Source organism: Eisenbergiella sp. OF01-20 (genome assembly GCF_003478085.1).
GTDB lineage: Bacteria > Bacillota > Clostridia > Lachnospirales > Lachnospiraceae > Eisenbergiella.
Genome location: NZ_QUES01000003.1, coordinates 331,491 through 355,192 on the forward strand (window position 1 = coordinate 331,491; position 23,702 = coordinate 355,192).

Here is a 23,702-nt window from a genome sequence, read left to right on the forward strand (position 1 = left end):
CGGTTTTCCTTCTCATGTCTGAATTTTATCATTTTCCCTCTGAATTTTGTTAGAACTGCCCACCCCACAGTTGTATAGTAAACTTACACCTGCAGACACGTCCGTTTGTACGGCTGTCTGCAGGAATGAAACTGGGGAGGTTTTTGATGCAGACAAAGGTTATAAAAAGAAAAGGAAAAGGGAAGCAGTTCCTGCCGGTCTACCTGATGATGCTTCCGGGGCTCCTGTATCTGTTTATCAACAATTACATGCCCATGGCAGGTCTGGTGGTAGCCTTTAAACAGGTTAATTTTTCAACCGGAATCTGGAAAAGTCCCTGGGCAGGGCTGAAAAACTTTGAATTCCTGTTTACCACGGATGAAGCTATGGTGATCACGCGGAATACCATACTGTACAATCTGGCATTTATTGTTATCGGAATTGTCCTGGGTATTTTCCTGGCAGTCCTGATTACGGAGGTGGCGAATAAGACACTGAAGAAGCTGTATCAGAGCGCTGTCCTGGTTCCGTTCCTCATGTCGATTGTGATTGTCAGTTATATTGTTTATGCGTTTCTGGGAGCGGAACACGGACTGCTTAATAATTCGGTTCTGCCCCTTCTGGGAAAGGAACCGTTCAGCTGGTATACCCAGCCGCAGTACTGGCCGTTTATCCTGGTTTTTGTACACACCTGGAAGGGGATTGGTTATGGATGCCTGATCTATATTTCCACAATAAACGGAATCGACAAGTCCCTGTACGAAGCGGCCGGCCTGGATGGCGCAGGGATTATGAAGCAGATACGTTACGTTACCCTCCCTTGTCTGAAGGGGACCGTAATAACCCTGACGCTGCTTAATATCGGTAAGATTTTCTATGCGGATTTCGGGTTGTTTTATCAGGTGCCAATGAATTCCGGGCAGTTATATGATACCACCAATGTGATAGACACCTATGTATACCGCGCACTGCTCCAGCTTGGGAATTCCGGAATGGCGGCGGCAGCAGGCTTTTACCAGTCTGTGGTGGGGTTCGTCCTTGTGATGATTTCCAATGGAATCGTGAGGAAGACGAGTTCGGAAAATGCATTGTTTTAGGAGGGCGGAAAAATGACGCGACACAACCGCAGATTTCAAATATTTGCAAATAGCATTCTGTTACTGATGGCAGCGGGGATTGTGCTTCCTTTTCTTCTGTTGTTTATGTCGTCTATAACAGAAGAAAATACGCTGATTCAGAATGGGTATTCCTTTTGGCCGGAAACATTCAGTATGGCGGCTTATTCCTATATATGGAACCAAAGAGGACAGATTTTCAGGGCATATGGGATTACCATAATGGTAACTGTCATTGGCACATCGGTCAATATACTGCTGTCTTCCCTGCTGGCATACGGGCTGTCCCTGAAAGAGCTTCCCGGCAAATCGGCATTGACATTTTACGTATTTTTTACCATGCTGTTTAACGGAGGACTGGTACCTACCTATTTGATGTACACCGGTATCTTCCATATCAAAAATACAATTTTTGCATTAATTATCCCCGGTTTCTTAATGAGCGCCATGAATGTCCTGCTGATAAGGACCTTCTATCAGACAAGCATTCCGGACGCACTTTACGAAGCGGCTGAAATAGACGGTGCGGGACATCTGAAAATATATGCCTGCATTGTCATACCCCTTGGAAAACCAATCATGGTAACTATGGGACTGTTTTCCGCATTAAACTACTGGAATGACTGGACAAATGGGTTATATTATCTGTCGGGAGATAAGGGCTATGCGCTCTACAGCATTCAGAATCTGCTGAATGAGATGATTTCCAAGATAGAGTTCCTGTCCTCCAATTCAGCGGCCGGCTCGATCAGCTCGGATTTATCTCAATTACCGTCCACATCAGTCCGTATGGCAATTGCTTTTGTGGCAATGCTGCCAATGCTTATGATTTATCCATTCCTGCAAAAATATTTTCAGAAGGGTATTGCCTTAGGGGCGGTAAAAGGATGACGAACCAATTCATATAAAAAAATATGGGGAATAAAGGAGAGATTACTAATATGAGAAAAAATAAGCTGTTACATAAAGCGGCTGCGGTTCTGCTGGCAGCTTCGATGGTATTATCAGCCACAGGCTGTACAAGCAAGGCGCCGGAAGCCGGGGCGGTACAGTCAACCGGAACCGGGAGCGCGGCAGGCGGAAACGGAGACACTGCGGCAGCGGATGAAGCGGTTGACAGCTCAGAACCTTATACCATTACCTGGGCATATATCGGCGCGACCTATCAGGATACAGATTTGGTAGAAGCGGAAATGAATAAAATCCTGCAGCCCAAATTTAATTGTACGATTGATATCATCGGGTTTTCCTGGGGCGAGTATACACAAAAGCTTAACTTAATGCTATCCGGAGAGGAACCGCTGGATATGGTTCCGGTAATTTATGGGAATGGGGCAAGCTATCTCAATAATGGACAGATTATTGACATGAAAGAACTGATAGACAAATATGGGAAAAATATGAAAGAAGTGGTGGGAGAGGATACCCTTTATGTATGTAATGTGGGCGGAAAAATATATGGAGTGCCTGTTTTCAAGGAGTACTCCGTGGATGCAGCAGTGATGCTCAGAAAGGATTTACTGGAGGAAGCCGGTTTTTCGGTAGACGACATCCATTCCATTGACGATTTGGGGCCTGTTTATGAAAAGGTAAAAGAAAAGCATCCGGAGATGGTGATGCTGGCAGGAAGGAAGGGGGAAACCCCCGCGGTGGCAGCTCTCTGGTGTGATAATCTTTCCGACGGTTTCGGTGTGATAATGCCGGAAGATAAAGAAGGCAAAGTGGTAAATTATTATGAATCGGAGCAGTTTAAACATAATGCGGAAGTGATTTATGAATATGCCCGGAAAGGATACCTTTCCAAAGACTGTGCAACTATGAACGACGGGAAAAAGCCGCAGGTAAAAGCGGGAACCGCATTTTCCTATTTCACGCCCACCAAGCCCGGTGTGGAACTGCAGGACTCTCTGGATACCGGCTATGAAATGGTTTATGCACCTCTGACAAGCACCTTCCGGGCAACCTCGCAGATGGCCTGGATCGGATGGGGAATCGGCAAGAACTGCAAATATCCGGAACGGGTAATGCAGGTTCTGGATTATATGTATGCAAGCCCCGAGCTGATGAATCTGTTTAACTGGGGGATTGAGGGCAGACACTATGTGTTTGCTGATGAAGAAAAGGGTATTATAACTTATCCGGAAGGCGTTAATGTACAGAATAAAACCTATGGGCTGAATATGGGATATGAAATGCCGAACCAGACGATTGCTTATGTATGGGAAGGAAATGAACCCTCTGTCTGGGAGGAATACCGGAAATTCAATTCCGCTGAACCGCTCATTTCCACAGGCTTCATCTTTGACAATTCCAATGTCCTCACAGAGATTTCGGCACTTACCAATGTGCGGGACAAATATATTGATGCCATTGGATCCGGCGCCGTGGATCCGGCGGCTGCCATCCCTGAAATGAATGAGGCATTGAAAAAAGCCGGTCTGGACAAGGTTATCCAGGAAAAGCAGGCACAGCTGGACGCCTTTATCGCATCCAAATAACACACGGGTAATTCAGGTAACTGTACCAACCGGCAAAAAGAAAAAGGAAACGTGTATGAAAGTAATTCTGATTTTGATGGATACCTGCAACCGGCATATGCTCTCGGTTTATAATCCCCATGCAAAAGCAAAGACGCCGAATATTGAACGGTTTGCACGGCGCAGCCTGCTGTTTGACAACCACTTTATCGCCTCCGCACCCTGTATGCCTGCCAGGAGGGACATCCTCACAGGGAGAATTCATTTCCTGGAAAGAGGCTGGGGACCTATTGAACCCTATGATGTGACACTGCCCCGCCTTCTGCAAAGCGGCGGGGTTTTCACCCACATTGTGACCGATCACAGCCATTACATGGAAATCGGGGGAGAAGGCTATCTGCAGCAATACAATACCTGGGACTTTCAGCGGGGACAGGAGACGGATGTGTGGGTATCCAGAATAAAGGATCCGGAGGAGCCACGGCCTCATCTGGGAACCGTATACCGGCAATACCAATGCAACCGTACCAGATTTGCCGGAGAGGAAGACCGGCCCACCCCCAGGACCTTTGCTTCAGCGATACAGTGGCTGAAAGATAATGAAGGAGAAGATCATTTTTTCCTGACGGTAGAAGCCTTTGATCCGCATGAGCCGTTTGACGCTTCCGAAGAATTCAAGGCTATGTATCCCGATGATTTCCCCTGTTTTTATGAATGGCCCCGATATTCCGCCCTGAACAGCGAAGAAACCCCGGAAGCTATTGCCCATCTCAGAAACCAGTATTATGCCACGCTGTCCATGGCGGATAAATGGCTGGGTAAGCTTCTGGATGAGGCGGACAGGCAGAATCTGTGGGAAGATACCTGTATCATATTCACTTCGGATCATGGACATATGCTGGGCGAACACGGCGTGACCGGCAAAAACAGATACCATGCCTGGGATGAAATGAGCCGAATCCCCCTTCTGGTACATATGCCTGAAGATTTCCGTGCCGGAGAACGGATAGCCGGCCTGACCCAGAACACGGACCTGTTTCCCACCCTCCTGGAATATTTCGGAATGGATCCGAAAAAATGCGGCTGCCCCCCTGTCCACGGGCACTCCTGGATGCCGCTGATTACCGGAGAAAAAGAAAAAATAAGAGATTACGCTATCTATGGCTGGTTCGGACAGCCGGTGAATATTACGGACGGAAGATATACCTATTTCCGGGCGGCTGCCCGGGAACAGAATACTCCCTTATATGCCTATATGGCTTCCCTGACAACCTATGAAAGATACCTGGGCTGGGATATGCCGCAGATGGTTACCTGCGGGAGATATCTGAAACAGTGCCCCATTCCGGTATACCGGCTGCGCATGGATCCGGGAACAAAAGAACCTCCTTATCTGGATATAGGCATCAGCCGTCTTTATGACACATGGAAAGATCCCGCACAACAGGATCCGATAACCGATAAAGAACGGGAAGAAAAAATGTGCCGGGAACTGGCTGTTCAGATGAAGGTTCATGATGCCCCTGAAGAACAATTCCAAAGATTGGGACTGGAGCAATACAAAGATATAAATACTATATAACAACCGTTTGCGATAAAATCTTTCCGTCGCTGGCAAGTGAAAATACTGACAAAAATAACGGTATAAACCTTATAATGACGGAATTAAAGCATAAAACAAAGAAAAAGGATTGCGTGAAAATAACCATAATATTCCACAATTCTTTTTTTGTTTTGTTAAAAACCACGATTTATATAACAACCGGTTGACATATAAAAATCCCTATGCTATTATCAAAACACAGTAAGACAACCCCCAATAAAAACACCGCTGTCTGTTATAACAGACTTGCAGAACACTTTTCCCTCCCTTTTCTTTGTGTCTGAGAAGCCGTTGGACGGCGGTGTCCCCCCCCCTTTTTTTATAATTGAACATTCCGGTCTTGCTGTAACAAGCCCCCCTCCTGATATCTTCTCCCCCGAAGATATCGTTATCATAAAAATAGGGGCGCTCCGAGGGAAGTATCCGGAGGAACGCCCCAACCCCCCCCTTCCTTTTATTTTGTCCGGATGGGTCAGCAAATGGCTCATGCGGCCTTTTTTATTTCTGCGGGCAACTGCGATGTTTGCGTAAAATAGATAAAAAAAGATGCGACTATATAACAGGCAGCGCATTTGCCGGGCTGGCTGTAAGGAAATGACAAAACGGAGGAAAGCATGGCAACACTGAAGGACGTGGCAAAAGAAACCGGGCTTACCGTCAGTACGGTGTCAAGGGTATTAAACAATCGGGGATACATCAGCGCCCAGACACGGGAGAGGGTATATGAAGCTATGAAAAAGCTGAATTACCAGCCCAATGAGCTGGCACGCTCCCTTTCCAAACAGACCACAAATACCGTTGGCGTTATTGTTCCCCACATCGATCATCCTTATTTTGCCAGACTGCTGAGCAGCCTGGAAACAGCGGCTTACCGGAATGGATATAAACTTCTGCTTTTTAATTCCAAGGACAGGGACGAAAAAGAGGATGAATATCTGGAAATGTGCAAGGGCAGCCGTGTGGCGGGGATCATCCTTTGCAGCGGCAGCGTGGATACCCAGCGTTTCCGGGATCTGAATGTACCGCTGGTGACGATTGAACGGTTCCTGGAGCAGGGGACCGCGGCAGTTGAATGTGACAACAGGCAGGGAGGCCGTCTTGCCGCCAGACACCTTCTGGAATGCGGCTGCGAAAACGTGATCTATCTCAGCGGGGAGAATGATGTGTCCATGCCTGCCGACGACAGGGCGCTGGGTTTTACGGAAATCTGCCGGCAGGAAGGCATACATTGCCTGGATCCGGGAAAAGAAATCGATGCCCGGCTTTATGCATCCCTGGATTATCATACGTATATAGAAAAAATCCTGACGGAATATCCGGAGATAGACGGTATTTTCGCCAGCAGCGATGTCATTGCCGCCCAGGTTATCCAGATCTGCAGCAAAAAAGGGATTCGGATACCGGAGAAGATGAAGCTGATCGGCTTTGACGACAGCAGCATAGCTTCCCTGACGACACCCGGCATCACTACCATAAGGCAGCCTGTGCGGGAGATGGCCGAGCTGGCTGTCCAGATGATCGCCCGTGCGGAAAGAAAGGAAATTGTCCCGAACCGGACAACTCTGCCGGTTACGCTGATACGGCGGGGGACGACCTGACGGACGGCAGCTGTAAGGACAGCCGCCGTATTGACAGCCGGAGGCCGGTTATAGTACGTCCGGCCTCCTTTTTCTCTATTATCTGATAACATATCTTATCTTCTTCCGGATAACCGCTTAAGCAAATGGCAGCGGTGGAGCTGTATTTTCCGGATTCCTTATAACAGAAAGAAAACAGGCAGCGTTCCATCCCTTACCCGGTCAGTCCGGTATAGGAAGGACGTAAAATGAGTGAAACGATTCACAAAATAATGCAGAAATAGCATTAATTTATTTATGAATCGTTTTATATTTTCAAAGTGCACAAATTTATTGGTGTACTTTAGGCCTGTTTTAATAAATATATAATTTATATACAAAAAAAGTGAAAAAAGATGTTGACAATTATAGAAAGGGATGTTATTGTTTAATTACGATATGAAACGATTCAAGTTCATACAGGCATCAGCATCGTCAAGCGAAAAGCAAGAGAAATGAATACGCTGCCAAACGTCAGGATATGCAGCACAACTTTATGGAGGAAAATACCTCTGTTCACCAGAGGGCAGATTTCTAAAGAAATTGTATTTTTCTCCGCAAAACAAGTAGGAGGAATGAAGATGAAGAAAAAATTACTCAGTGTAGTTCTTTCCGTTGCCATGATAGCCACAGTGCTTGCAGGCTGCGGCGGAAGCGGGGCTTCCACGGCAGAGAGCACAGGAGCGGGAGAGAATGCGGCAGCTACAGCAGCCGGGACAGCAGAAGAAGGAAGTTCCGCAGCTTCCGCGAATGTCTCTACAGAAGGCGTGAAGATTACCGTTCTGAATACCAAGAGTGAGATTCAGACACAGTGGGAAGAGGCGGCCGCACAGTATAAGGAACTTACCGGCGTGGATGTGGAGGTTTCCGTAACGGTAGGTGATTCCCCTTCCCAGGATATCACCAAGAGATATGCTTCCGGTGAAGTGCCCACCATCTTTATGGGTGACATCCAGGATATCATCATGCTGGATGAATATGCGCTGGACCTTTCCAATGAAGACTGGGCTAAGGACGGCGGTTCCGATTATGGCTGCAACTACAACGGAAGACTGATTGGTTTCCCTTTCTGTATCGAAGCACGCGGCCTTATGTACAATAAGACGGCAATCGAAGCAGCTACCGGAGAGACCTTCGACCCGACAAGCATTAAGTCACTGGATGACCTGACCGCACTGCTTGATAAGCTGGTCGCAGGCGGAATGGAAACACCGGTTGCCCTGAATATGGAGGACTGGTCTCTGGGCGGACATTACCTGACCCAGGTATATGAAGAACAGGACGGCACCCTGGAAGGCGCTGCCGCATTCATCGAAAGCCTGAAAGCAGGAAATGAAGATTTAAAGAGTAATGCAAGATGGAATTCCCTGATGGATACCTTTGATGTATTAATGAAATACAACATGAATGCCGGGGATCCTCTGGCAGCCGATTACAATAACAATGCTGTTTCCCTGGCAGAAGGCGACATCGCATTCTGGTTCAACGGAAACTGGGCATGGGCGGAGATGTCCGACTTCGCGGTAGAAGGAAGCGAATACGGCATTATGCCGGTAGCACAGCCTGACAGCTCCAACGGAGCCGTAGACAAACTGGCAGGCGGCGCAAGCAAATACTGCATGATTGATACCAAATACAACAGCGAAGCACAGCAGCAGGCGGCAAAGGATTTCCTGAACTGGCTTGTATATGATGAAAAAGGACAGGATTTCCTTGTAAACCAGTGCAGCCTTGTACCCGCATTCTCCAATATCTCCCTGGAAGTTACCAACCCCATGGGACTTTCCGTACAGAATTATGCGAACGAAGGCAACCTGATTCCCGGATATCCGGAATACCCCGGAGACCATTGGAAAGAGATGGGCGCTGAAATGCAGAAATACCTGGGCGGCCAGGAAACGAGAGACCAGCTGGCAGACAACATTGCAGCATATTGGAAGGCACAATAGTTCATGCGTAATCCCGAGTGAAATATGGCTGAAAACGAGGGGCCGGATCTGAAAGGGTCCGGCCCTTTATGCGGGAACGTATATAAAACAGCCGTTGTTTAAGCCCGCTGAAGCAGCCCGCCTGTGAAAAGCAGGCTGCTTACCACAACCCCTTCCATACCCGGTTTACCGGGAAGTACCATGTATAAAAGCAACCAGGCCGAAAGGCCATCAAAACTGTGAAAGCGTAGCTTCCACAGTAAGCGGGAGGTAATTATGCAGAATCAAAATAAGTTCCATTACAAAGCGATGATGTTTCTCAGCTTTGCAGGTCCTGCTGTTATTCTGTTTTCAGCAGTAGTCATTGTACCATTTATATTCGGTCTGTACCTGACCTTTACGGGATGGGACGGCATTTCCAGCAGCATCCCTTTTGTAGGGCTGGAAAATTACTTCGCCCTGTTCCAAGACGGAAGCTTCTGGGTGTCTCTGGGAAGAACCATCCTGTATGCATTTATCGCCGTTATTCTTGCCAATGTGGTGGCCTTCGGACTGGCTTACCTGGTAACGAGCAAGATAAAAGGAAGCAATTTCTTCCGGGCGGCTTTTTTCACCCCCAATTTGATTGGCGGTATCGTACTCGGTTATATCTGGCAGTTCGTGTTCAAACAGGCTATCCTCGTTATCGGTGAGGCCACAGGCATCAGCCTGTTCTCCACTTCCTGGCTGTCCGATCCCTTCAAGGCCTTCTGGGCTTTGGTAATCGTAACGGTATGGCAGCTGTCAGGCTACCTGATGCTGATTTATATCGCAGGCCTCATGGGAGTCTCCGAGGATCTGAAGGAAGCCGCTAAAATCGACGGCTGCGACGAAAAGAAAACCACACGTTACATCACCCTTCCCATGATGGCGGGCACCTTTACCATCTGCTTCTTCCTGGCTATCACAAGGGCGTTCGTGACCTACGATGTAAACATTTCCCTGACGGAAGGCGGCCCTTACGGCTCCACCACACTGGCTGCCATGTATGTGTACAATATGGCTTTCTCCTCCAAGAAATACGGTCTGGGCCAGGCGGAAGCTTTGATATTGTTCCTCGTAATCGCCATTATTGCCGTAACCCAGGCGTTCATCGGAAAGAGTAAGGAGGTAGAAGCATAATGGATCTGAATACAAAAGGATTTCTTAAGAAAAAAGTCTCTTTCGTATTGAAAATGATAGTGCTGACAGCCTGCTTTATCATTTACATGTTCCCTTTTGTTATGGTGGTAATCAACTCCTTCAAAACGAAAAGAGATATTATCAAGGAGCCTCTTGCCCTGATAGGGACAAACGGGGCATCTGCAGCCAACTATGTGGAAGCCTTCACCAAGATGAATTTCCCCAGGACATTTATGAATTCCCTGTGCATTACCGGAATCAGCGTCCTGCTGATCATCCTTGTTTCCTCCATGTGCGCCTATATTTTCGTGCGTACGGACTATAAACTGAATAAAATATTCTTCTCCCTGATGATTGCATCTATGGTAATTCCTTTCCAGGTAATCATGATTCCGCTGGTTTCCATTTACGGCGGGCAGCTTCATCTGCTCAATCACAGGCTGACGCTGATTCTGATGCATGTGGGATTTTCCACGGCCATGTCGGTATTCATGTATCACGGTTTTATCAAGAGCAGCATTCCGCTTTCGCTGGAGGAAGCGGCGCGGCTGGACGGATGCTCCAGGCATCAGACCTTTTTCCGGATCGTGCTCCCGCTGCTTAAGCCCACGACGGCGACCCTGGTTATCCTGTATGCCATGGGGCTTTGGAACGACTTTTTGCTTCCGTCCCTGGTACTCACTAAAAAAGAGCTGTACACACTGCCTATCGCCACACAGATGTTCTACGGAACCTATTCTTCGGATCTGGGGCTGATAATGGCATCCCTGATCATGGTGGTTATTCCGGTTATCATCCTATATCTGTTCCTGCAGAAATACATTATTGCAGGTGTGGTTGCCGGCGCGGTGAAATCCTGACGGGTTTTATAAATACAGATTTAAGCAAATTGTTGATTGCCATAACAGTGATTTTCAGGGTATCATGAGGAGAAGTAATATAAAAGGATTGAGTAAAACCTATATGAATCACTGGGAGGGAAAGAAAATGGTAACGATTAAAGAGGTTGCGGCAGATGCCGGCGTATCGGTGGGAACGGTGTCCAAGGTGCTGAACAATATGTATGTAAAAGCGGATAACAGACGCAGGGTGGAGGAGTCCATCCGCAGGCTGGGGTATCAGGTGAATACGTATGCCCGGGGACTGAAGGCGCAGCAGACTTTTACGGTAGCCATTATTGTGCCGGATTTGATCAATCCCTTTTTCGCCCTGTTGGTAAATTATGTGGAGCAGGTGCTGGCAGCTATCGGATATAAGCTTCTGGTATGCAATTCCCACTGTAATGCGGACAGGGAGCTGGCCTATATCAACATGGCCAAACAGAATAAAGTGGACGGCCTCATAGCCGTGACCTACAGCAATACGGATGAATATCTGGAAGCGGATATGCCCTTTGTATCCATAGACAGGCATTTTAAGCACCAGATATGCTGTGTATCCAGTGATAATGAAATGGGAGGCCGCCTGGCTGCCGAGAAATTTATCCACACAGGATGTAAACATGTAATCTATATCCGTAACGGATCCAATCTGGAGGGCGAGACCCTGAAGCGGGGAAAGGCTTTTGTGGATACCTGTATGCAGGGCGGCGTGGAGGCTGCGCGTATGGATTTCGGCGAAGAAACCACCCTGTCCAAACACCAGATGGAAAAAATCGTAGGTTTCCTGAAGCAGTGTGTCAAAAATGGGGCCATGCTGTATGACGGTATTTTTACCAGCTCCGATGTCCATGCCATCGTGGTATTGAAGCAGCTGACGGAGATGGGGATCCGGGTGCCGGAGGATGTGCAGATTATCGGCTATGACGGGATGCGTATCCTGAATGTGGGTGATTATCCGGTGTCCAGCATCGCCCAGCCTGTAAAGGATATGGCGGTTACCTGTGTGGATACGCTGATAAAGCTCATAGAAAAAAAGCCTGTGGAAAGGCGGATTATCCTGCCTGTTACCTTTGTGGAGGGCGGGACAACAAGATAAAGCTTTTCTTTATCATATCAGTTTGTAATTGCAGAAAGGCGGTAAAAAATGAAAAAGTTAGAAAACAAGGTCATGTTGATTACCTATTCCGATTCCATGGGGCATAACCTTAAGGATTTGGAAAAGGTACTTTCCACATATTTCAAAGATGCAATCGGCGGTGTTCATATTCTCCCTTTTTTCCCCTCTTCCGGGGACAGGGGGTTTGCACCCATGGACTATACCAAAGTGGATCCCGCGTTCGGCGGCTGGGAGGAAGTGGAAGCGCTGGCGGATAACTATTATCTGATGTTTGACTATATGATTAACCACATTTCCGCACAGAGTGCATATTATAAGGATTTCCTGGCTAAAAAGGATGCCTCCCGTTATCATGATCTGTTCATCCGCTATAAGGATTTCTGGGAAGGCGGAGAACCCACACAGGAGCAGGTGGATGTGATCTATAAGAGAAAACCCCGCGCGCCCTACGTGGACGCCCATTTCGCAGACGGGACCACGGAAAAGGTGTGGTGTACCTTCGATGAGGAGCAGATCGATATCAACTGCAAGTCGGAAACGGCCAAAGAATTTATCCGGGATAACCTCACCGGCATGTGCAGGCACGGCGCGGCAATGATCCGTCTGGACGCCTTTGCTTATGCCACCAAAAAAGCCGGCACCAGCTGCTTCTTTATTGAGCCGGATATCTGGGAGCTGCTGGATGAGTGTACGGAAATCCTGAAGCCTTACCAGGTGGAAATCCTTCCTGAAATCCATGAACATTACAGTATGCAGAAGAAGATTGAGGAAAAAGGCTATTATGTGTATGATTTCGCCCTTCCCATGCTGCTGATTAACGCCCTGTACTACGGACAGACCAGATACCTGAAGAACTGGCTGGAAATCTGCCCCAGAAAGCAGTTTACCACCCTGGACACCCATGACGGAATCGGCGTTGTGGATGTGAAGGATCTGCTGCCGGATGAAGAAATCAACAGGACAAAAGAGGATATATTCAAATACGGCGCCAATGTAAAGAAAATTTACAATACCGCCGCATACAATAACCTGGATATTTATCAGGTAAACTGCACCTATTATTCCGCTCTCGGTGACGATGACAGGGCTTACCTCCTGGCGCGGGCCGTGCAGTTCTTCGCACCGGGTATTCCCCAGGTTTACTATGTGGGGCTGATGGCAGGAAAGAACGACCTGAAGCTTCTGGAAGAAACCAAGGTGGGCAGGAATATCAACCGTCATTATTACACCGGGGAAGAGATTGCGGAGGAAGTGAAGAGGCCGGTTGTGGAGAAGCTGATAAAACTCATGGAGTTCAGGAATTCCTTCCCCGCCTTTGACGGCAGCTTCGAAATGCAGGACTGTGAGGACGGAAAACTCATTATCGTAAGAGAGAGCAATGGGTATACGGCTCGTCTGGAAGCGGATTTCACCACTAAGGAATTCGTTGTTACTGCCACTTCTCCCGATGGAGAAACGAAAAAACCGGAATTCTGATATACGGTAATAGAGAAAAGGGGAACCGGCCGGGCAGGCCGGTTCTTTTTGCCTGTACCTTTCAAAAATGGTTGATCTTGCCCTGAAAAAAGTTATACTGAAAAGGTAGATAACGATTCAGCAAGCGGCCTGTGAAGGCGCCGGACAGATACAAAAAAGACGGGGAGGATAGGGTATGGATATACTGGTATTATGTGATGATCGCTGGCATCCCGGCGAGGTGGTGGAAAAAGGGATGGCTTTTTTGAAGGAGGAAGGGTTTGGACTGGATTTTGTGAAGGATGCCAAGGACATCCTCACACCGGAGAGGATCCGGCGTTATCCGCTGCTTGTCAATGCGAAAGGAAACGCAATCAGCTGCGGGAACGACGCCCCCTGGTTTGAAGACGGAGTGACGGAGGTGGGGCCGAAGGAGCTGCAAAGCTATGTGAGGGAAGGCGGCGGATTTTTGTCCATCCATGCGGGAAACAGCTTTACTGCCAAGACATGCAGGGATTATACGGAATTTGTGGGGAACAGTTTTGTGACCCATCCGCCCAGATGTGATGTAAAGGTGACGGTGACGGGAAAACACCCGGTCACGGAGGGGGTGGCGGATTTTTGTATCCGTGATGAGCATTATCAGCTGGATCAGCTGGCAGGGGATATTCTGCCGCTTCTGACTACCCGATCGGAGAACGGCGGAGAGCAGATGGGGGGATATGTGCGGACAATGGGGAAAGGGCGGATCTGTGTCCTTACTCCCGGGCATATTTTATCCGTATGGGAGAATCCCCAGTTCAGAAAGCTTGTGAAAAACGCCATATGCTGGTGTGCAGGCGGACGGGAGTGAATATTTTTGTTATGATGCCGGGGAACCGGCCGTTCATTCCGATGAAAACCGGCTTGTCATGCGGGATCGGTTTTACCGGGAGATAGCCTGGTAGGGTTTGCTGCCGGCGCTCTGCTTTTTTCGTCATGGATTGACATGAAATTACAAATGATGCAACTATGATGCAATTTTGATGGAGATTTGATGCATCGCGCATGTAAACTTTGAAAGGTAGCCGGAACTTGCTTTTTGCAAGGGATACATTACAAATTCCATGTAAAGCGGGAGCCTGTAAAAAAAGGGAACCCGACTGCGGGAATTAAGCTGCCAAGCAACACTGATAAAACAAACGGATTACAGAAGCAGGTGTGCCTGATAAAGGGATGAGGAAATGGAAACTGGAACGAAAGGGAAAGCAAAGTGGAAATACCGGGTAACTGCCTTGACGGCGGTTCTTTTTATTGTGGGGGGCAGCCTGACCCGGGTGTATGCCGCCGAGAAGCGCCCGCTGGAATACGCGGCGGAAAAGAAACCCCGGATTATGGAGACCACGCAGAGCGGGAAGCTTGCGCTGGTGAAAAGCATGTGGCAGGAAATGGCGTTGGAAGAAGCGGCGCGGGCAGCGGCTGCGGGAGAAGGGGAGACAGACGGAACGCAGGCGGGAACGGACAGCGGAACCGAAAGCGAGGCCGGAGAACCGGAGCTGTCCGAGGAAGAGAAAAAAGCGGAGGCACAGATCGATTCGTATTTTGATGATTCCGTTTTCGTGGGGGACTCCATTATGCTGGGTTTCCGGAATTATGCCATGAAAAGGCAGGATACTTTTTTAAGCAGGCCGCAGTTTCTGGCAGCGGGAAGCTTCTCCGTGAATAACGCCCTCTGGCCGGTTGATGAGAAAAGCGTTCACCCGGTCTACCAGGGAGAACAGCGGCAGATATGGGACTCTATTTCCCTGATGGGGAGCCGGCGTATTTTCCTGATGTTTGGCATGAATGACCTGAATATTAACGGTGTGGAAGGAACCTGTGATAAATATGCGGAATTGATCGATAAGATTAAGGAAAAGGATCCGAATGCCGAAATACATATTATGAGTATGACCTATATTCTTAACGGCAGGGAAACGGGTATGCTGCAAAACGATACCATCCGCCGGTATAATGAAGAACTGAAAAAGCTGGCAGGGGAAAAAGGCTGGGGCTTTGTGGACATTACGGAACCGCTGGCGGATGAAAACGGGGATCTGGCGGCGGAATACTGCAGCGACGATTTTGCCCATCAAAGGCCGGAGGCCTATGATATCTGGGTATCCGTACTGCGGGATTATGCCAGGGAACAGCTATATTAAAAAAGGAAAAGGAGCCGTGTTTACAGTATGAAAAAAGCAGGTTGGAAAAGCATCTTGATTGGTCTGGCAGCTTCAGCGCTGATGCTGGCAGGCTGCGCGCAGGCGCCGGAAGAAACGGAAACGCAGGAGGTGTCCCTGAAGGAGGTACGCACAGAGACAGAGGAGGCACAGGAAGCGGGAAATGAGGGAGAAGCGGAGAAAACCAAATCCGTACAGGATATATACGAGGAAATTATGCAGAAAGTCAAGCTTATTTCCCCGGTAACTATGACGGACAGCTTTATCAGCAATTATTACGGAATCGATCCGGAGAAGCTGGAGGAATATGTATTCTCTATGTCCGAGGATGCCACAAGTGCGGAAACCGTTATTCTCATGAAGGTGAAGGAGGAGACGGATGCCGCCGGTATCCATGCGGCCCTGGAGGTGGTGCGGGAAGAAAAAAGCGGGGAAATGAAAGATTATCTTCCTGCCCAGTATGATATTGTGGATAAAAGCTCCGTGAAAACAGAGGGCAGTTATGTATATCTGGTGATCTCCGAAAAAGCGGATGATATTATCCGGGTCATCCGGACGGGAATATAGGAAGGGCGGAGTAAACAATGGTTTTCAGCAGTATCCCGTTTTTGTTTTTCTTCCTGCCGTTTTGCCTGCTTCTGTATTATGCGGTTCCTTTTTCCTGGAAAAACAAAGTTTTGCTCGTTTTCAGCCTTATTTTTTATGCGTGGGGAGAGCCGGTGTATATTCTGCTGATGCTGTTTGCAGCCGGTGTGGATTACGGCAACGCAAGGCTTATGACCCGGTATGGTACGACGACGGGACGGCGTCGTTTTTTCCTCTGCTGTTCCGTGGTGATAAATCTTTCGGTACTGGCTTTTTTCAAATATGCGGATTTTCTGATTCAGACGGTCAACACGCTGTCCGGCACTTCTTTCTCCCCTCTTGGGCTGGGGCTTCCCGTGGGGATCAGCTTTTACACCTTCCAGACAATGAGCTACAGCATTGATTTGTACCGGAAAAAGGTGAAGGCGGAGAAAAATTATCTCACCTACCTCACCTATGTGTCCATGTTTCCCCAGCTGGTGGCAGGGCCGATTGTCCGTTTTGCCACGGTGAATGAGGAACTGCACAGCAGGAAGATAAAGAAAGAAGAGGTGGAAAATGGGCTGTTCCGGTTTATGCAGGGGCTTTTCAAAAAGGTGCTTCTTGCCAACCGGACGGGAGCCTTGTGGGAAGAAATCCGCCTTCTGCCGGCAGGGTCGGCAAGTGCGGCGACGGCATGGCTTGGAGCGGCCGCCTTCACCCTGCAGCTGTATTTCGATTTCAGCGCATACAGCGATATGGCTATCGGCATGGGCTGGATGCTGGGTTTTCATTTCCCGGAGAATTTCCGTTACCCTCTTTCCTCCGTTTCGGTTACGGATTTCTGGCGCCGCTGGCACATATCCCTGTCCACCTGGTTCCGGGATTATGTATATATCCCTTTGGGCGGGAACCGGAAAGGGACGGCAAGGCATCTGCGCAATATGCTGATCGTATGGTTCCTCACAGGGCTATGGCACGGGGCCGCATGGAATTTTGTCCTATGGGGGCTTTACTATGGCCTGCTGCTGGCGCTGGAGAAATATGTATGGGGCAGACGGCTGGAACGGTTCCCCAAAGCGGTGCGGCATATGTATACCCTGCTGATTGTGGTATTCGGTTTTGTTATTTTTGTATTTGACGATTGCGGGGCCATGGGGGCGTATCTTAAGTCCATGGCGGCCTGTGCGGGCAACACATGGTGGGGAGAGGAATGCCTGTGGTATCTTTCCAATTACGGAGTGGTTTTGCTGACGGCCGTTGTACTGGCATTTCCCGTATACCCTTGGGTAAAGCAGAAGATTAGCCGTATGGGGAATGCCGGAAGGACGGCGTTCCGGACGGCCGCCCTGGCAGGCTATGTCCTGCTGTTTCTGCTCACCACCGCGTATCTGGTAAACGATACCTATAATCCGTTTCTATATTTCAGATTTTAAGGGACGGCTGGAAAAGAGATGACAATGGAAAAAAGAATCAGAAGCCTGACGGCCCTGATCCTTGCTGGAATGGTGCTTGCGCTTGCGGCAGGTTTTATGGCCGGGAAAAAACAGACGTTTTCCGAAAATGAAAACCGTTACCTTGCTGGTTTTCCCCATTTTACATGGGAACGGGCAGTCAGCGGTGCATACATGGAGGACTGGAGCTCTTATCTGGCGGACCAGTTCCCGTTCCGGGATTTCTTTGTGGGAGCTAAAACCGGAATGGAATATGCGCTTGGAAAAAGGGAGATTAACCAGGTGTTTTTTGCCGGGGATGGTTATCTGATAGAAGAATATGCGGCACCGGTGAATACGGATCGGATTGCCGCCGCCCTGCATAATTTTGCGGAAGAGCTGGAGAGTCTGCAGCTGGAGCCAAGGCTCATGCTGGTACCCACGGCGTATCATGTGTACCGGGAAAAACTGCCTGCACATGTCTCCTGGCGGGACCAGATGGAGACGGCGCAGACTCTGTACGATGCATCCGGTATGGTACCTATAGACTGCAGCCGGGCATTGCTGACCTGTGAGGAGGAAGGGCTGTATTACAAGACGGATCACCACTGGACCACGCTGGGCGCTTACCAGGGTTACCGTGTCTTTTGCGAAGAGATGGGGCTGGAACCGGTTGACCGGAAGGAACTGACGGTGCAGACGGCTGCCGAAGATTTTAAAGGCACCTTATATTCCAAATCGGGTGATTACACCCGGCCGGGAGAAGCGATTACCATTTATACCAATCCCGCTGACCGTCTCACGGTGGAATACAGGGACACGGGAGAAAAAACGGACAGCCTTTATAATCTGGATTATGCGCAGCAGAAGGACAAATATTCCCTGTTCCTGGATAACCTGCATCCCCTGGTGGAAATAACAAATGATACGGCGCAAACGGACAGGGAGCTGGTACTGATAAAGGACAGCTATGCCAATTCCATCGTGCCCTTCCTGGTCAGCCATTTTAAAAAAATATATGTTTTTGATACCAGATACTATAAGGAAGGGCCTTCTGCTTTTATAAAGGAGCATCCGGGTGTGACAGATGTGGTGCTTCTTTACAACATGAATACACTGGATACGGATACCGGGATCCGCGGTGTATACTGAAGAAAGAGGAAGGAAAAAGGGGAAAACAGAATAGGATGGCACAAAAAGGGCCGCTGTACTGATGGAAAACCACTGGTACAACGGCCCTTTTTGTCCGGAAGCTATTCCTTTTCTTCTTTTTCGGAAGCGTCCTGTGCCATATCCCGGGCGGCAGATTCCGCCGCTTCTTTTACATCCTCCGCTGCATCTTCCGCTTTTTGCGCTGCGGCATCAGCGGCAGACATCACTTCCTGCGCCGCCTCATGAACGGTATTGGCAGCCGTATCGGCAGCCTTTCCGGTCATGTCTTCCGCAGCGCCCATGGTAGCGTTTATTTTTTCACCCACCTTGTTTACGGCTTTTTCCGTTGCTTCCTTAACCTTGTTAAGGGCGGATTCCATCTGTTCGTCAACGTTGGCATATTCGTTACTGTTTTTAATCCGCTCCACGGCATCATTGATTTTTGTGGTGACGGTTTCAAACTCCCCGGAATTTTTGATTTTGGTAACCGCCTCATCCACCTTGGAGGTAACGGTTTCATATTCTTCGGAGGACTTGATCTTCTGTACGGTGTCTTCAACCTTCTCAGAAACATTATTGATAAGGGCGTCAGCCTTTTCTTTTGCTTTTTTCAGATCGAGGGAGACATAGGAACGGCAGTTTCCCTGTCTGTCGGAAGTATGCTTATCGGAAGAATGCGCTTCCTGCTCTTTGGTATGGGTATGAGCTTCGTCATGTTCATCGGCAGCAGAGGACATACTGTCGGAATAGTCGTCATTGAGATCTTCATCATCGAACACGTCGAATTCGTCAAAATCCTCTCCGCCGTCAGCGTTTTCTTTGTCCGTGAAGCTCTCTTTGTTTTTCAGGTAATAGTAGGTACCGGCAGCAGCGGCGCCAATAACTGCGGCAGCGGCGAGTAATCTTCCCAATCCATTTGACTTTCTGGCCATTGTTCTAAACCCCTTTCTTAAGGCTGTTGTTATAAAACGGACCGGATGCACCGGGCCTGCATTTCAGCGGCTGAACCCGCTTATTGTTATTTTAATACTATTTTGCGGAATTGAAAAGAAAATATGTATTAAAAATGTATTAATTTGGAAGGAATGGATAACAGTTCAGACGGCCCTTTGTGCCGGGCGGCTTTCATGAGAGATACCGTTGCCATGTACTCCGCAGAATAACGATGTCTTTCATAAAAAAGGAAATGGTGTCGTAACGTGTCTGTTTTTTAGACATATTATATAAAAAAGACTATATATAGGTGGTACAATGATAACAGAGCGATATATTATAAATCTTTTCGGTATGGATACAAAATATTATACGGATGATTATCTCGCCCATTTGTGGAAAATATGTGCGGAAAAGGAGTACCAGTGCGCAGGAATATTCATTACGGCCTTCATTTATATCAGCAAGTATGTATGCAGCTCCAAGGCCGGATGCAATGTAGGAGAAACCGTGCATGTTATCTCCACGGTCAGGAATCCGGTGGAGGCCGCGGACAAAGCAAAATTCTGGGAATCCTTTCTGAATATAACAAAAGAAGTCAGGGAAAGGCTGGAAAATCCCTGTATGTCGTTATCAATTGAAGAAGTAGAATATCGCTACTTTGCGAAATAGGTATGACGGGCTTCTGGTATATGGGGAGGGCTTACGCCTGAGGAATATGGAGTCTGCCCGCCGGCAGACTCCATACTTCCCGGGAAAGGGGAAGCGCCGGGAGAGAGGCAAGCTTGAAGGGCGGATGCCGATGTGCTATGATAAACAGGAAGCATACAGGTGTTCCATAAAGGAGGCGGCTCCATGAATGATAAATTTTTTGATTTAAAAAAAGAGAAACAGGACAGGATAATAAATGCCGCTCTGAAGGTGTTTGCGCTAAACGGCTACCGTCATGCCAGTACGGATGATATCGTGAAAACCGCCTGTATCAGTAAAGGGCTGCTCTTCCATTATTTTGAGAGCAAGCTGGGGTTATATGTTTTTTTATTTGATTACAGCAGCCGGTTTATGCTTTTGGAATTTTCCCGGGAAATTAAGGAGACAGATACCGATCTGTTTCTGCTGATGAAGAAAATGGAAACGGGCCGTATGAGGGTGCTGAAAATGTATCCTTATATGAGACGGTTCCTGGATATGGCGGAAAAAGAGGATTGGGAACCTGCAGTCAGGGCCATCGAAGAGGCGCACGGGAATTATACGGGAAAAATTGACGGCTACATGGAACAGGCGGATTACAGTGAGCTTTCCCCCAGGACAAGCAGGGAAAAAGTGATAAAGAGTGTGGAGTATACGCTGAAGGGCCTGACGGAGGATTACAGCAGCAGGGCGGACTTTAAGCCGGAAAATCTGGAAAGGGAAATCGACAGCTATCTGCAGATGTTTGCGGCGGTATTTCAGTAAATGTAATTATAGAAAGATATGAAGAAGGGCGTCAGCCCGGTTCGGAGGAATCCGGTTCCGGGGCTGCCGTCCTTTTTGGCAGGGACAGAACGGAGCGGAATCAATAACGAAGCCGGGTTTCCCTGTATTTTCCGGGAGTGATACCTACAACGCCGCTGAATTTTCTTATAAAGCTGGAGGCGTTGACAAACCCTATTTCCTTAACAATGGCTTCTACGGTGAGATCCGTATCAACCAGAAGCTGTTTCGCCAGTCCGATCCGTTGTGTATTGATATATTCCAAAACGGTAATTCCATATTTTTCCTTGAATATACGGCATAGATAGGAGGCGGATACGCCGAATTCATGAGACATGCCGGTGATGGAAAGCTGCTGGCTCTGCAGATTGCAGTCAATATAATCCTGAATCCGTTCCACGACAGAGAGGGATTCCTGACGCTTTTTCCGATTTTCCTCTTTCATGAGACGTTCATCTTTCATGATGGAGCACATGTCTGCCGACAGGTTTTCAAGGAAGGCCCGAAGTGCGTCAAGAGTAGTGATTTTCTCAATATTGCTCATCTGATAACGGTTGTAAAAACTGCCGTCAATCTCAAAATCATAATTATAAAAAGCGGATACTAAAACTTCCAGTATGCAGGCCAGTAAAAACTGTACCTCGCTGATTTGCATATCGGAATCGATAATTGCCATCTCCATTTTCTGAAGGAGCCGAAGAGATTCTTCCGGGATGCATTCCCGGACCGCAGAACGGAAACGGGGAAAGTAGTTGCGTATCTGCTGGTAGAAACGGCTGCCGTCATCCTCTTCCATGTGGTAAAGGATTTTTCCATCGTCCTTTAAGCTCCGGCCTCTTATTTTCTGGGATGCCTGCATGTAAGAAATGGAAACAAGACTGAGTTCCGGATATATGGTTCCGATCCCTATAGTAGCCGTAATGCCGAATCGCTGCGTAATCTGCTCCTGAAGCATGGCAAAAAAGGGCTGATAGAGCAAAATATCATCTTTGTCCAGTGTCAGCATCAGATCGATCTGATTGGGATCCCTTCCTTCGATGGCATAGAGGGTAATACCCTCCCGGGAAAAAGCTTCCAGAAAAGAAAGATATTCCTGGGCCGTCAGTTCCTTTCCTTCCCCGGAACTGTCTATCAGGTATATGATACCGGCAAGCACGAATTCCGTATCGGCCGTAATTCCCAACTGGAGAAGCCCGTTGGATACGGCAGACGGATTATTGACACGGCCCAGCAGCAGGCTGCTGATCAGAAACTGTTTGATTGCCTTGTCACGGATATCGCCGGAAACAGTAAAGGCTTCCAGGGAACTTTGAAGGCTGTGAAGGGCGGTTTGTATGATATCCAGTTCATTTTTGGTTTCGGTAAATGTGGTGCCGCCCCTGTTATCCAGATAGGTAAGTACAGCTTCCGCTTTTGTGTTCAGCCTTTGGATTGGTTTATAGCTGACATAGGTAAACAGGAGACAGAGCAGGTTCCCGCATAAAAATACCAGAAGAATGACCAGATAAGTAATGCTCTGCTTCTGGGTAACCAGGGATACCATGGCGTTCTGCGGGCTGAGGGAATAATAGTAAAAATCAGTGACCGGATAATAATCAATAAATACGTCATATTTTTCCCCGTTATCGTTTAGGACACAGGACAGGGGAAATTCCGTACCGGAGGGCTTGTGGGAAAGCAGCTCTTTCAGATCGCTGTTTATTTTATCATTCATTATTCCATCATAGAACAGGAGGTTGCTGTTGCTTCCATAGATACCATAGCCGGAATCAGTCAGCCTCCGGCCATTGGTCAGCTTACTGCCAATCAGTCCGGGATCCAGTTTAAATAGCAAATAGATATCCGACTGGAAGGTATAGGTAGGAAGATTAAAGTAGATGTAAATAGAAGTATCGGTATAATAAGGGCAGCCATTGCGTAAATCCATGCTCTTTAAAAAGTCTTCGTACCCCTGCTCATCCATCATTCCGTCAGTAATCAGGCGGACGAAACGTTCCCGGGTAAAGGTGCTGCTGCTGGAGTAGGAGTATTCCAGAGAAGGGGAATAGATGCAGATATCTTCCGCAATTTCACAGATCTGCCGGGAAGAATTCAATTCATTGACGATACTTTTCCCATATCGGATCTGGTCTGTGAGGCGGTAACGGCCAAAGGTGTCATTTTGGGATATCTGGTATGCCCTGTCAACGATTCCGTTCAAAAGCTCCGTAATCTGTTCCGAAGCTTCCTCAAAATATACTTTTTTCATTTCCTGTGTTTGTCTTTCCAGGAGATTATTCAGACTGCGCAAAAAAAAGGTACACAGGAAAAACATGGGAAGGAGAAGGACAATCAGAAAGGATCCCATGTAACGAAGCAGAATACTTTTGTTTTTCCATTTATGCATAGTACGGTACGCCCCCCGCCGGTTTCCTAAATTTCTTACCTATATCATAGTATTTTCTGTTGCCAAATGCAATCAAAATGTACAAAATACGGCTGGTTAATTATGACATATCACGTGCAAAAACGGCATATCTGTGGAAAAATTATTAATCAATATGTGAAAAATATACAAAACTGCACATGTAAAACAAAATGAATTATTTACTTTATACAATCGCGCTGCTATAGTGAA

General features: G+C 47.9%; 19 protein-coding genes. 17 read left to right on the forward strand and 2 right to left on the reverse strand.

Annotated features, from left to right (window positions below; all coding sequences use genetic code 11):
- The first annotated feature begins 146 nt into the window (after nucleotides 1-146).
- The 15 genes from DXA36_RS06855 (at nucleotide 147) to DXA36_RS06935 (ending at nucleotide 18,679) form a co-directional block, all read left to right on the forward strand.
- A complete protein-coding gene (locus DXA36_RS06855) occupies nucleotides 147-1,076 on the forward strand; it encodes an ABC transporter permease (RefSeq protein WP_118677725.1) in 930 nt (309 codons plus the stop codon).
- Between the two features lie 12 nt (nucleotides 1,077-1,088).
- Nucleotides 1,089-1,985, forward strand: coding sequence for a carbohydrate ABC transporter permease (locus tag DXA36_RS06860; protein WP_118677624.1), 897 nt, complete (start codon nucleotides 1,089-1,091; stop codon nucleotides 1,983-1,985).
- A gap of 50 nt (nucleotides 1,986-2,035) precedes the next feature.
- Entirely contained in the window at nucleotides 2,036-3,592 is a 1,557-nt protein-coding gene (locus DXA36_RS06865) for an ABC transporter substrate-binding protein (protein WP_182478964.1), read from the forward strand.
- Between the two features lie 55 nt (nucleotides 3,593-3,647).
- Complete coding sequence (locus tag DXA36_RS06870; protein WP_118677628.1) at nucleotides 3,648-5,153, forward strand: sulfatase; 1,506 nt, start codon at nucleotides 3,648-3,650, stop codon at nucleotides 5,151-5,153.
- 635 nt (nucleotides 5,154-5,788) lie between these two features.
- Complete coding sequence (locus DXA36_RS06880; RefSeq protein WP_118677632.1) at nucleotides 5,789-6,772, forward strand: LacI family DNA-binding transcriptional regulator; 984 nt, start codon at nucleotides 5,789-5,791, stop codon at nucleotides 6,770-6,772.
- A gap of 599 nt (nucleotides 6,773-7,371) precedes the next feature.
- On the forward strand, nucleotides 7,372-8,739 hold the full coding sequence (locus tag DXA36_RS06890; protein WP_182478965.1) for a sugar ABC transporter substrate-binding protein: 1,368 nt from the start codon (nucleotides 7,372-7,374) through the stop codon (nucleotides 8,737-8,739).
- A 255-nt stretch (nucleotides 8,740-8,994) separates the two neighbouring features.
- Complete coding sequence (locus tag DXA36_RS06895; RefSeq protein ID WP_118677638.1) at nucleotides 8,995-9,879, forward strand: carbohydrate ABC transporter permease; 885 nt, start codon at nucleotides 8,995-8,997, stop codon at nucleotides 9,877-9,879.
- Nucleotides 9,879-10,739: a carbohydrate ABC transporter permease gene (locus DXA36_RS06900; protein WP_118677640.1), complete on the forward strand. Its 861-nt coding sequence runs from the start codon at nucleotides 9,879-9,881 to the stop codon at nucleotides 10,737-10,739. The genes DXA36_RS06895 and DXA36_RS06900 overlap by 1 nt, the downstream gene beginning before the upstream one ends.
- Nucleotides 10,740-10,866: 127 nt before the next feature.
- Nucleotides 10,867-11,856, forward strand: a complete 990-nt coding sequence (locus DXA36_RS06905; protein ID WP_182478966.1) for a LacI family DNA-binding transcriptional regulator — start codon at nucleotides 10,867-10,869, stop codon at nucleotides 11,854-11,856.
- Between the two features lie 48 nt (nucleotides 11,857-11,904).
- The gene (gtfA, locus tag DXA36_RS06910) at nucleotides 11,905-13,353 is read left to right on the forward strand and encodes a sucrose phosphorylase (RefSeq protein WP_118677644.1); all 1,449 of its coding nucleotides are present in this window, start codon (nucleotides 11,905-11,907) and stop codon (nucleotides 13,351-13,353) included.
- A 175-nt stretch (nucleotides 13,354-13,528) separates the two neighbouring features.
- Nucleotides 13,529-14,185, forward strand: a complete 657-nt coding sequence (locus DXA36_RS06915; protein ID WP_118677646.1) for a ThuA domain-containing protein — start codon at nucleotides 13,529-13,531, stop codon at nucleotides 14,183-14,185.
- 370 nt (nucleotides 14,186-14,555) lie between these two features.
- Entirely contained in the window at nucleotides 14,556-15,512 is a 957-nt protein-coding gene (locus tag DXA36_RS06920; RefSeq protein ID WP_118677648.1) for a GDSL-type esterase/lipase family protein, read from the forward strand.
- Nucleotides 15,513-15,539: 27 nt separating this feature from the next.
- A complete protein-coding gene (locus DXA36_RS06925; RefSeq protein ID WP_118677650.1) occupies nucleotides 15,540-16,097 on the forward strand; it encodes a DUF4358 domain-containing protein in 558 nt (185 codons plus the stop codon).
- Nucleotides 16,098-16,114: 17 nt separating this feature from the next.
- Nucleotides 16,115-17,530 carry an MBOAT family O-acyltransferase gene (locus DXA36_RS06930; protein ID WP_118677652.1) on the forward strand — a complete coding sequence of 472 codons (1,416 nt, stop codon included), beginning with the start codon at nucleotides 16,115-16,117 and terminating at the stop codon, nucleotides 17,528-17,530.
- Nucleotides 17,531-17,554: 24 nt separating this feature from the next.
- Complete coding sequence (locus DXA36_RS06935) at nucleotides 17,555-18,679, forward strand: DHHW family protein (RefSeq protein ID WP_243114585.1); 1,125 nt, start codon at nucleotides 17,555-17,557, stop codon at nucleotides 18,677-18,679.
- A gap of 101 nt (nucleotides 18,680-18,780) precedes the next feature.
- Here DXA36_RS06935 and DXA36_RS06940 read toward each other — a convergent pair whose 3' ends face one another.
- On the reverse strand, nucleotides 18,781-19,611 hold the full coding sequence (locus DXA36_RS06940; protein WP_118677656.1) for a hypothetical protein: 831 nt from the start codon (nucleotides 19,609-19,611) through the stop codon (nucleotides 18,781-18,783).
- Nucleotides 19,612-19,930: 319 nt separating this feature from the next.
- On the opposite strand from DXA36_RS06940, the gene DXA36_RS06945 reads away from it, so the two are divergent.
- Together DXA36_RS06945 and DXA36_RS06950 are read left to right on the forward strand one after the other, a co-directional pair.
- Entirely contained in the window at nucleotides 19,931-20,284 is a 354-nt protein-coding gene (locus DXA36_RS06945) for a hypothetical protein (RefSeq protein WP_118677658.1), read from the forward strand.
- A 183-nt stretch (nucleotides 20,285-20,467) separates the two neighbouring features.
- Nucleotides 20,468-21,067, forward strand: a complete 600-nt coding sequence (locus DXA36_RS06950; protein WP_118677660.1) for a TetR/AcrR family transcriptional regulator — start codon at nucleotides 20,468-20,470, stop codon at nucleotides 21,065-21,067.
- Nucleotides 21,068-21,167: 100 nt separating this feature from the next.
- Here DXA36_RS06950 and DXA36_RS06955 read toward each other — a convergent pair whose 3' ends face one another.
- Entirely contained in the window at nucleotides 21,168-23,471 is a 2,304-nt protein-coding gene (locus tag DXA36_RS06955; protein WP_118677662.1) for a helix-turn-helix domain-containing protein, read from the reverse strand.
- Nucleotides 23,472-23,702: the final 231 nt, after the last annotated feature.

What these genes read in the sequence shown, in the direction of transcription:
- DXA36_RS06855 (WP_118677725.1), top strand. Translation starts at nt 147, where the DNA reads ATGCAGACAAAGGTTATAAAAAGAAAAGGAAAAGGGAAGCAGTTCCTG.
- DXA36_RS06860 (WP_118677624.1), top strand. Translation starts at nt 1,089, where the DNA reads ATGACGCGACACAACCGCAGATTTCAAATATTTGCAAATAGCATTCTG.
- DXA36_RS06865 (WP_182478964.1), top strand. Translation starts at nt 2,036, where the DNA reads ATGAGAAAAAATAAGCTGTTACATAAAGCGGCTGCGGTTCTGCTGGCA.
- DXA36_RS06870 (WP_118677628.1), top strand. Translation starts at nt 3,648, where the DNA reads ATGAAAGTAATTCTGATTTTGATGGATACCTGCAACCGGCATATGCTC.
- DXA36_RS06880 (WP_118677632.1), top strand. Translation starts at nt 5,789, where the DNA reads ATGGCAACACTGAAGGACGTGGCAAAAGAAACCGGGCTTACCGTCAGT.
- DXA36_RS06890 (WP_182478965.1), top strand. Translation starts at nt 7,372, where the DNA reads ATGAAGAAAAAATTACTCAGTGTAGTTCTTTCCGTTGCCATGATAGCC.
- DXA36_RS06895 (WP_118677638.1), top strand. Translation starts at nt 8,995, where the DNA reads ATGCAGAATCAAAATAAGTTCCATTACAAAGCGATGATGTTTCTCAGC.
- DXA36_RS06900 (WP_118677640.1), top strand. Translation starts at nt 9,879, where the DNA reads ATGGATCTGAATACAAAAGGATTTCTTAAGAAAAAAGTCTCTTTCGTA.
- DXA36_RS06905 (WP_182478966.1), top strand. Translation starts at nt 10,867, where the DNA reads ATGGTAACGATTAAAGAGGTTGCGGCAGATGCCGGCGTATCGGTGGGA.
- gtfA (WP_118677644.1), top strand. Translation starts at nt 11,905, where the DNA reads ATGAAAAAGTTAGAAAACAAGGTCATGTTGATTACCTATTCCGATTCC.
- DXA36_RS06915 (WP_118677646.1), top strand. Translation starts at nt 13,529, where the DNA reads ATGGATATACTGGTATTATGTGATGATCGCTGGCATCCCGGCGAGGTG.
- DXA36_RS06920 (WP_118677648.1), top strand. Translation starts at nt 14,556, where the DNA reads ATGGAAACTGGAACGAAAGGGAAAGCAAAGTGGAAATACCGGGTAACT.
- DXA36_RS06925 (WP_118677650.1), top strand. Translation starts at nt 15,540, where the DNA reads ATGAAAAAAGCAGGTTGGAAAAGCATCTTGATTGGTCTGGCAGCTTCA.
- DXA36_RS06930 (WP_118677652.1), top strand. Translation starts at nt 16,115, where the DNA reads ATGGTTTTCAGCAGTATCCCGTTTTTGTTTTTCTTCCTGCCGTTTTGC.
- DXA36_RS06935 (WP_243114585.1), top strand. Translation starts at nt 17,555, where the DNA reads ATGGAAAAAAGAATCAGAAGCCTGACGGCCCTGATCCTTGCTGGAATG.
- DXA36_RS06940 (WP_118677656.1), bottom strand. Translation starts at nt 19,611, where the DNA reads ATGGCCAGAAAGTCAAATGGATTGGGAAGATTACTCGCCGCTGCCGCA.
- DXA36_RS06945 (WP_118677658.1), top strand. Translation starts at nt 19,931, where the DNA reads ATGATAACAGAGCGATATATTATAAATCTTTTCGGTATGGATACAAAA.
- DXA36_RS06950 (WP_118677660.1), top strand. Translation starts at nt 20,468, where the DNA reads ATGAATGATAAATTTTTTGATTTAAAAAAAGAGAAACAGGACAGGATA.
- DXA36_RS06955 (WP_118677662.1), bottom strand. Translation starts at nt 23,471, where the DNA reads ATGCATAAATGGAAAAACAAAAGTATTCTGCTTCGTTACATGGGATCC.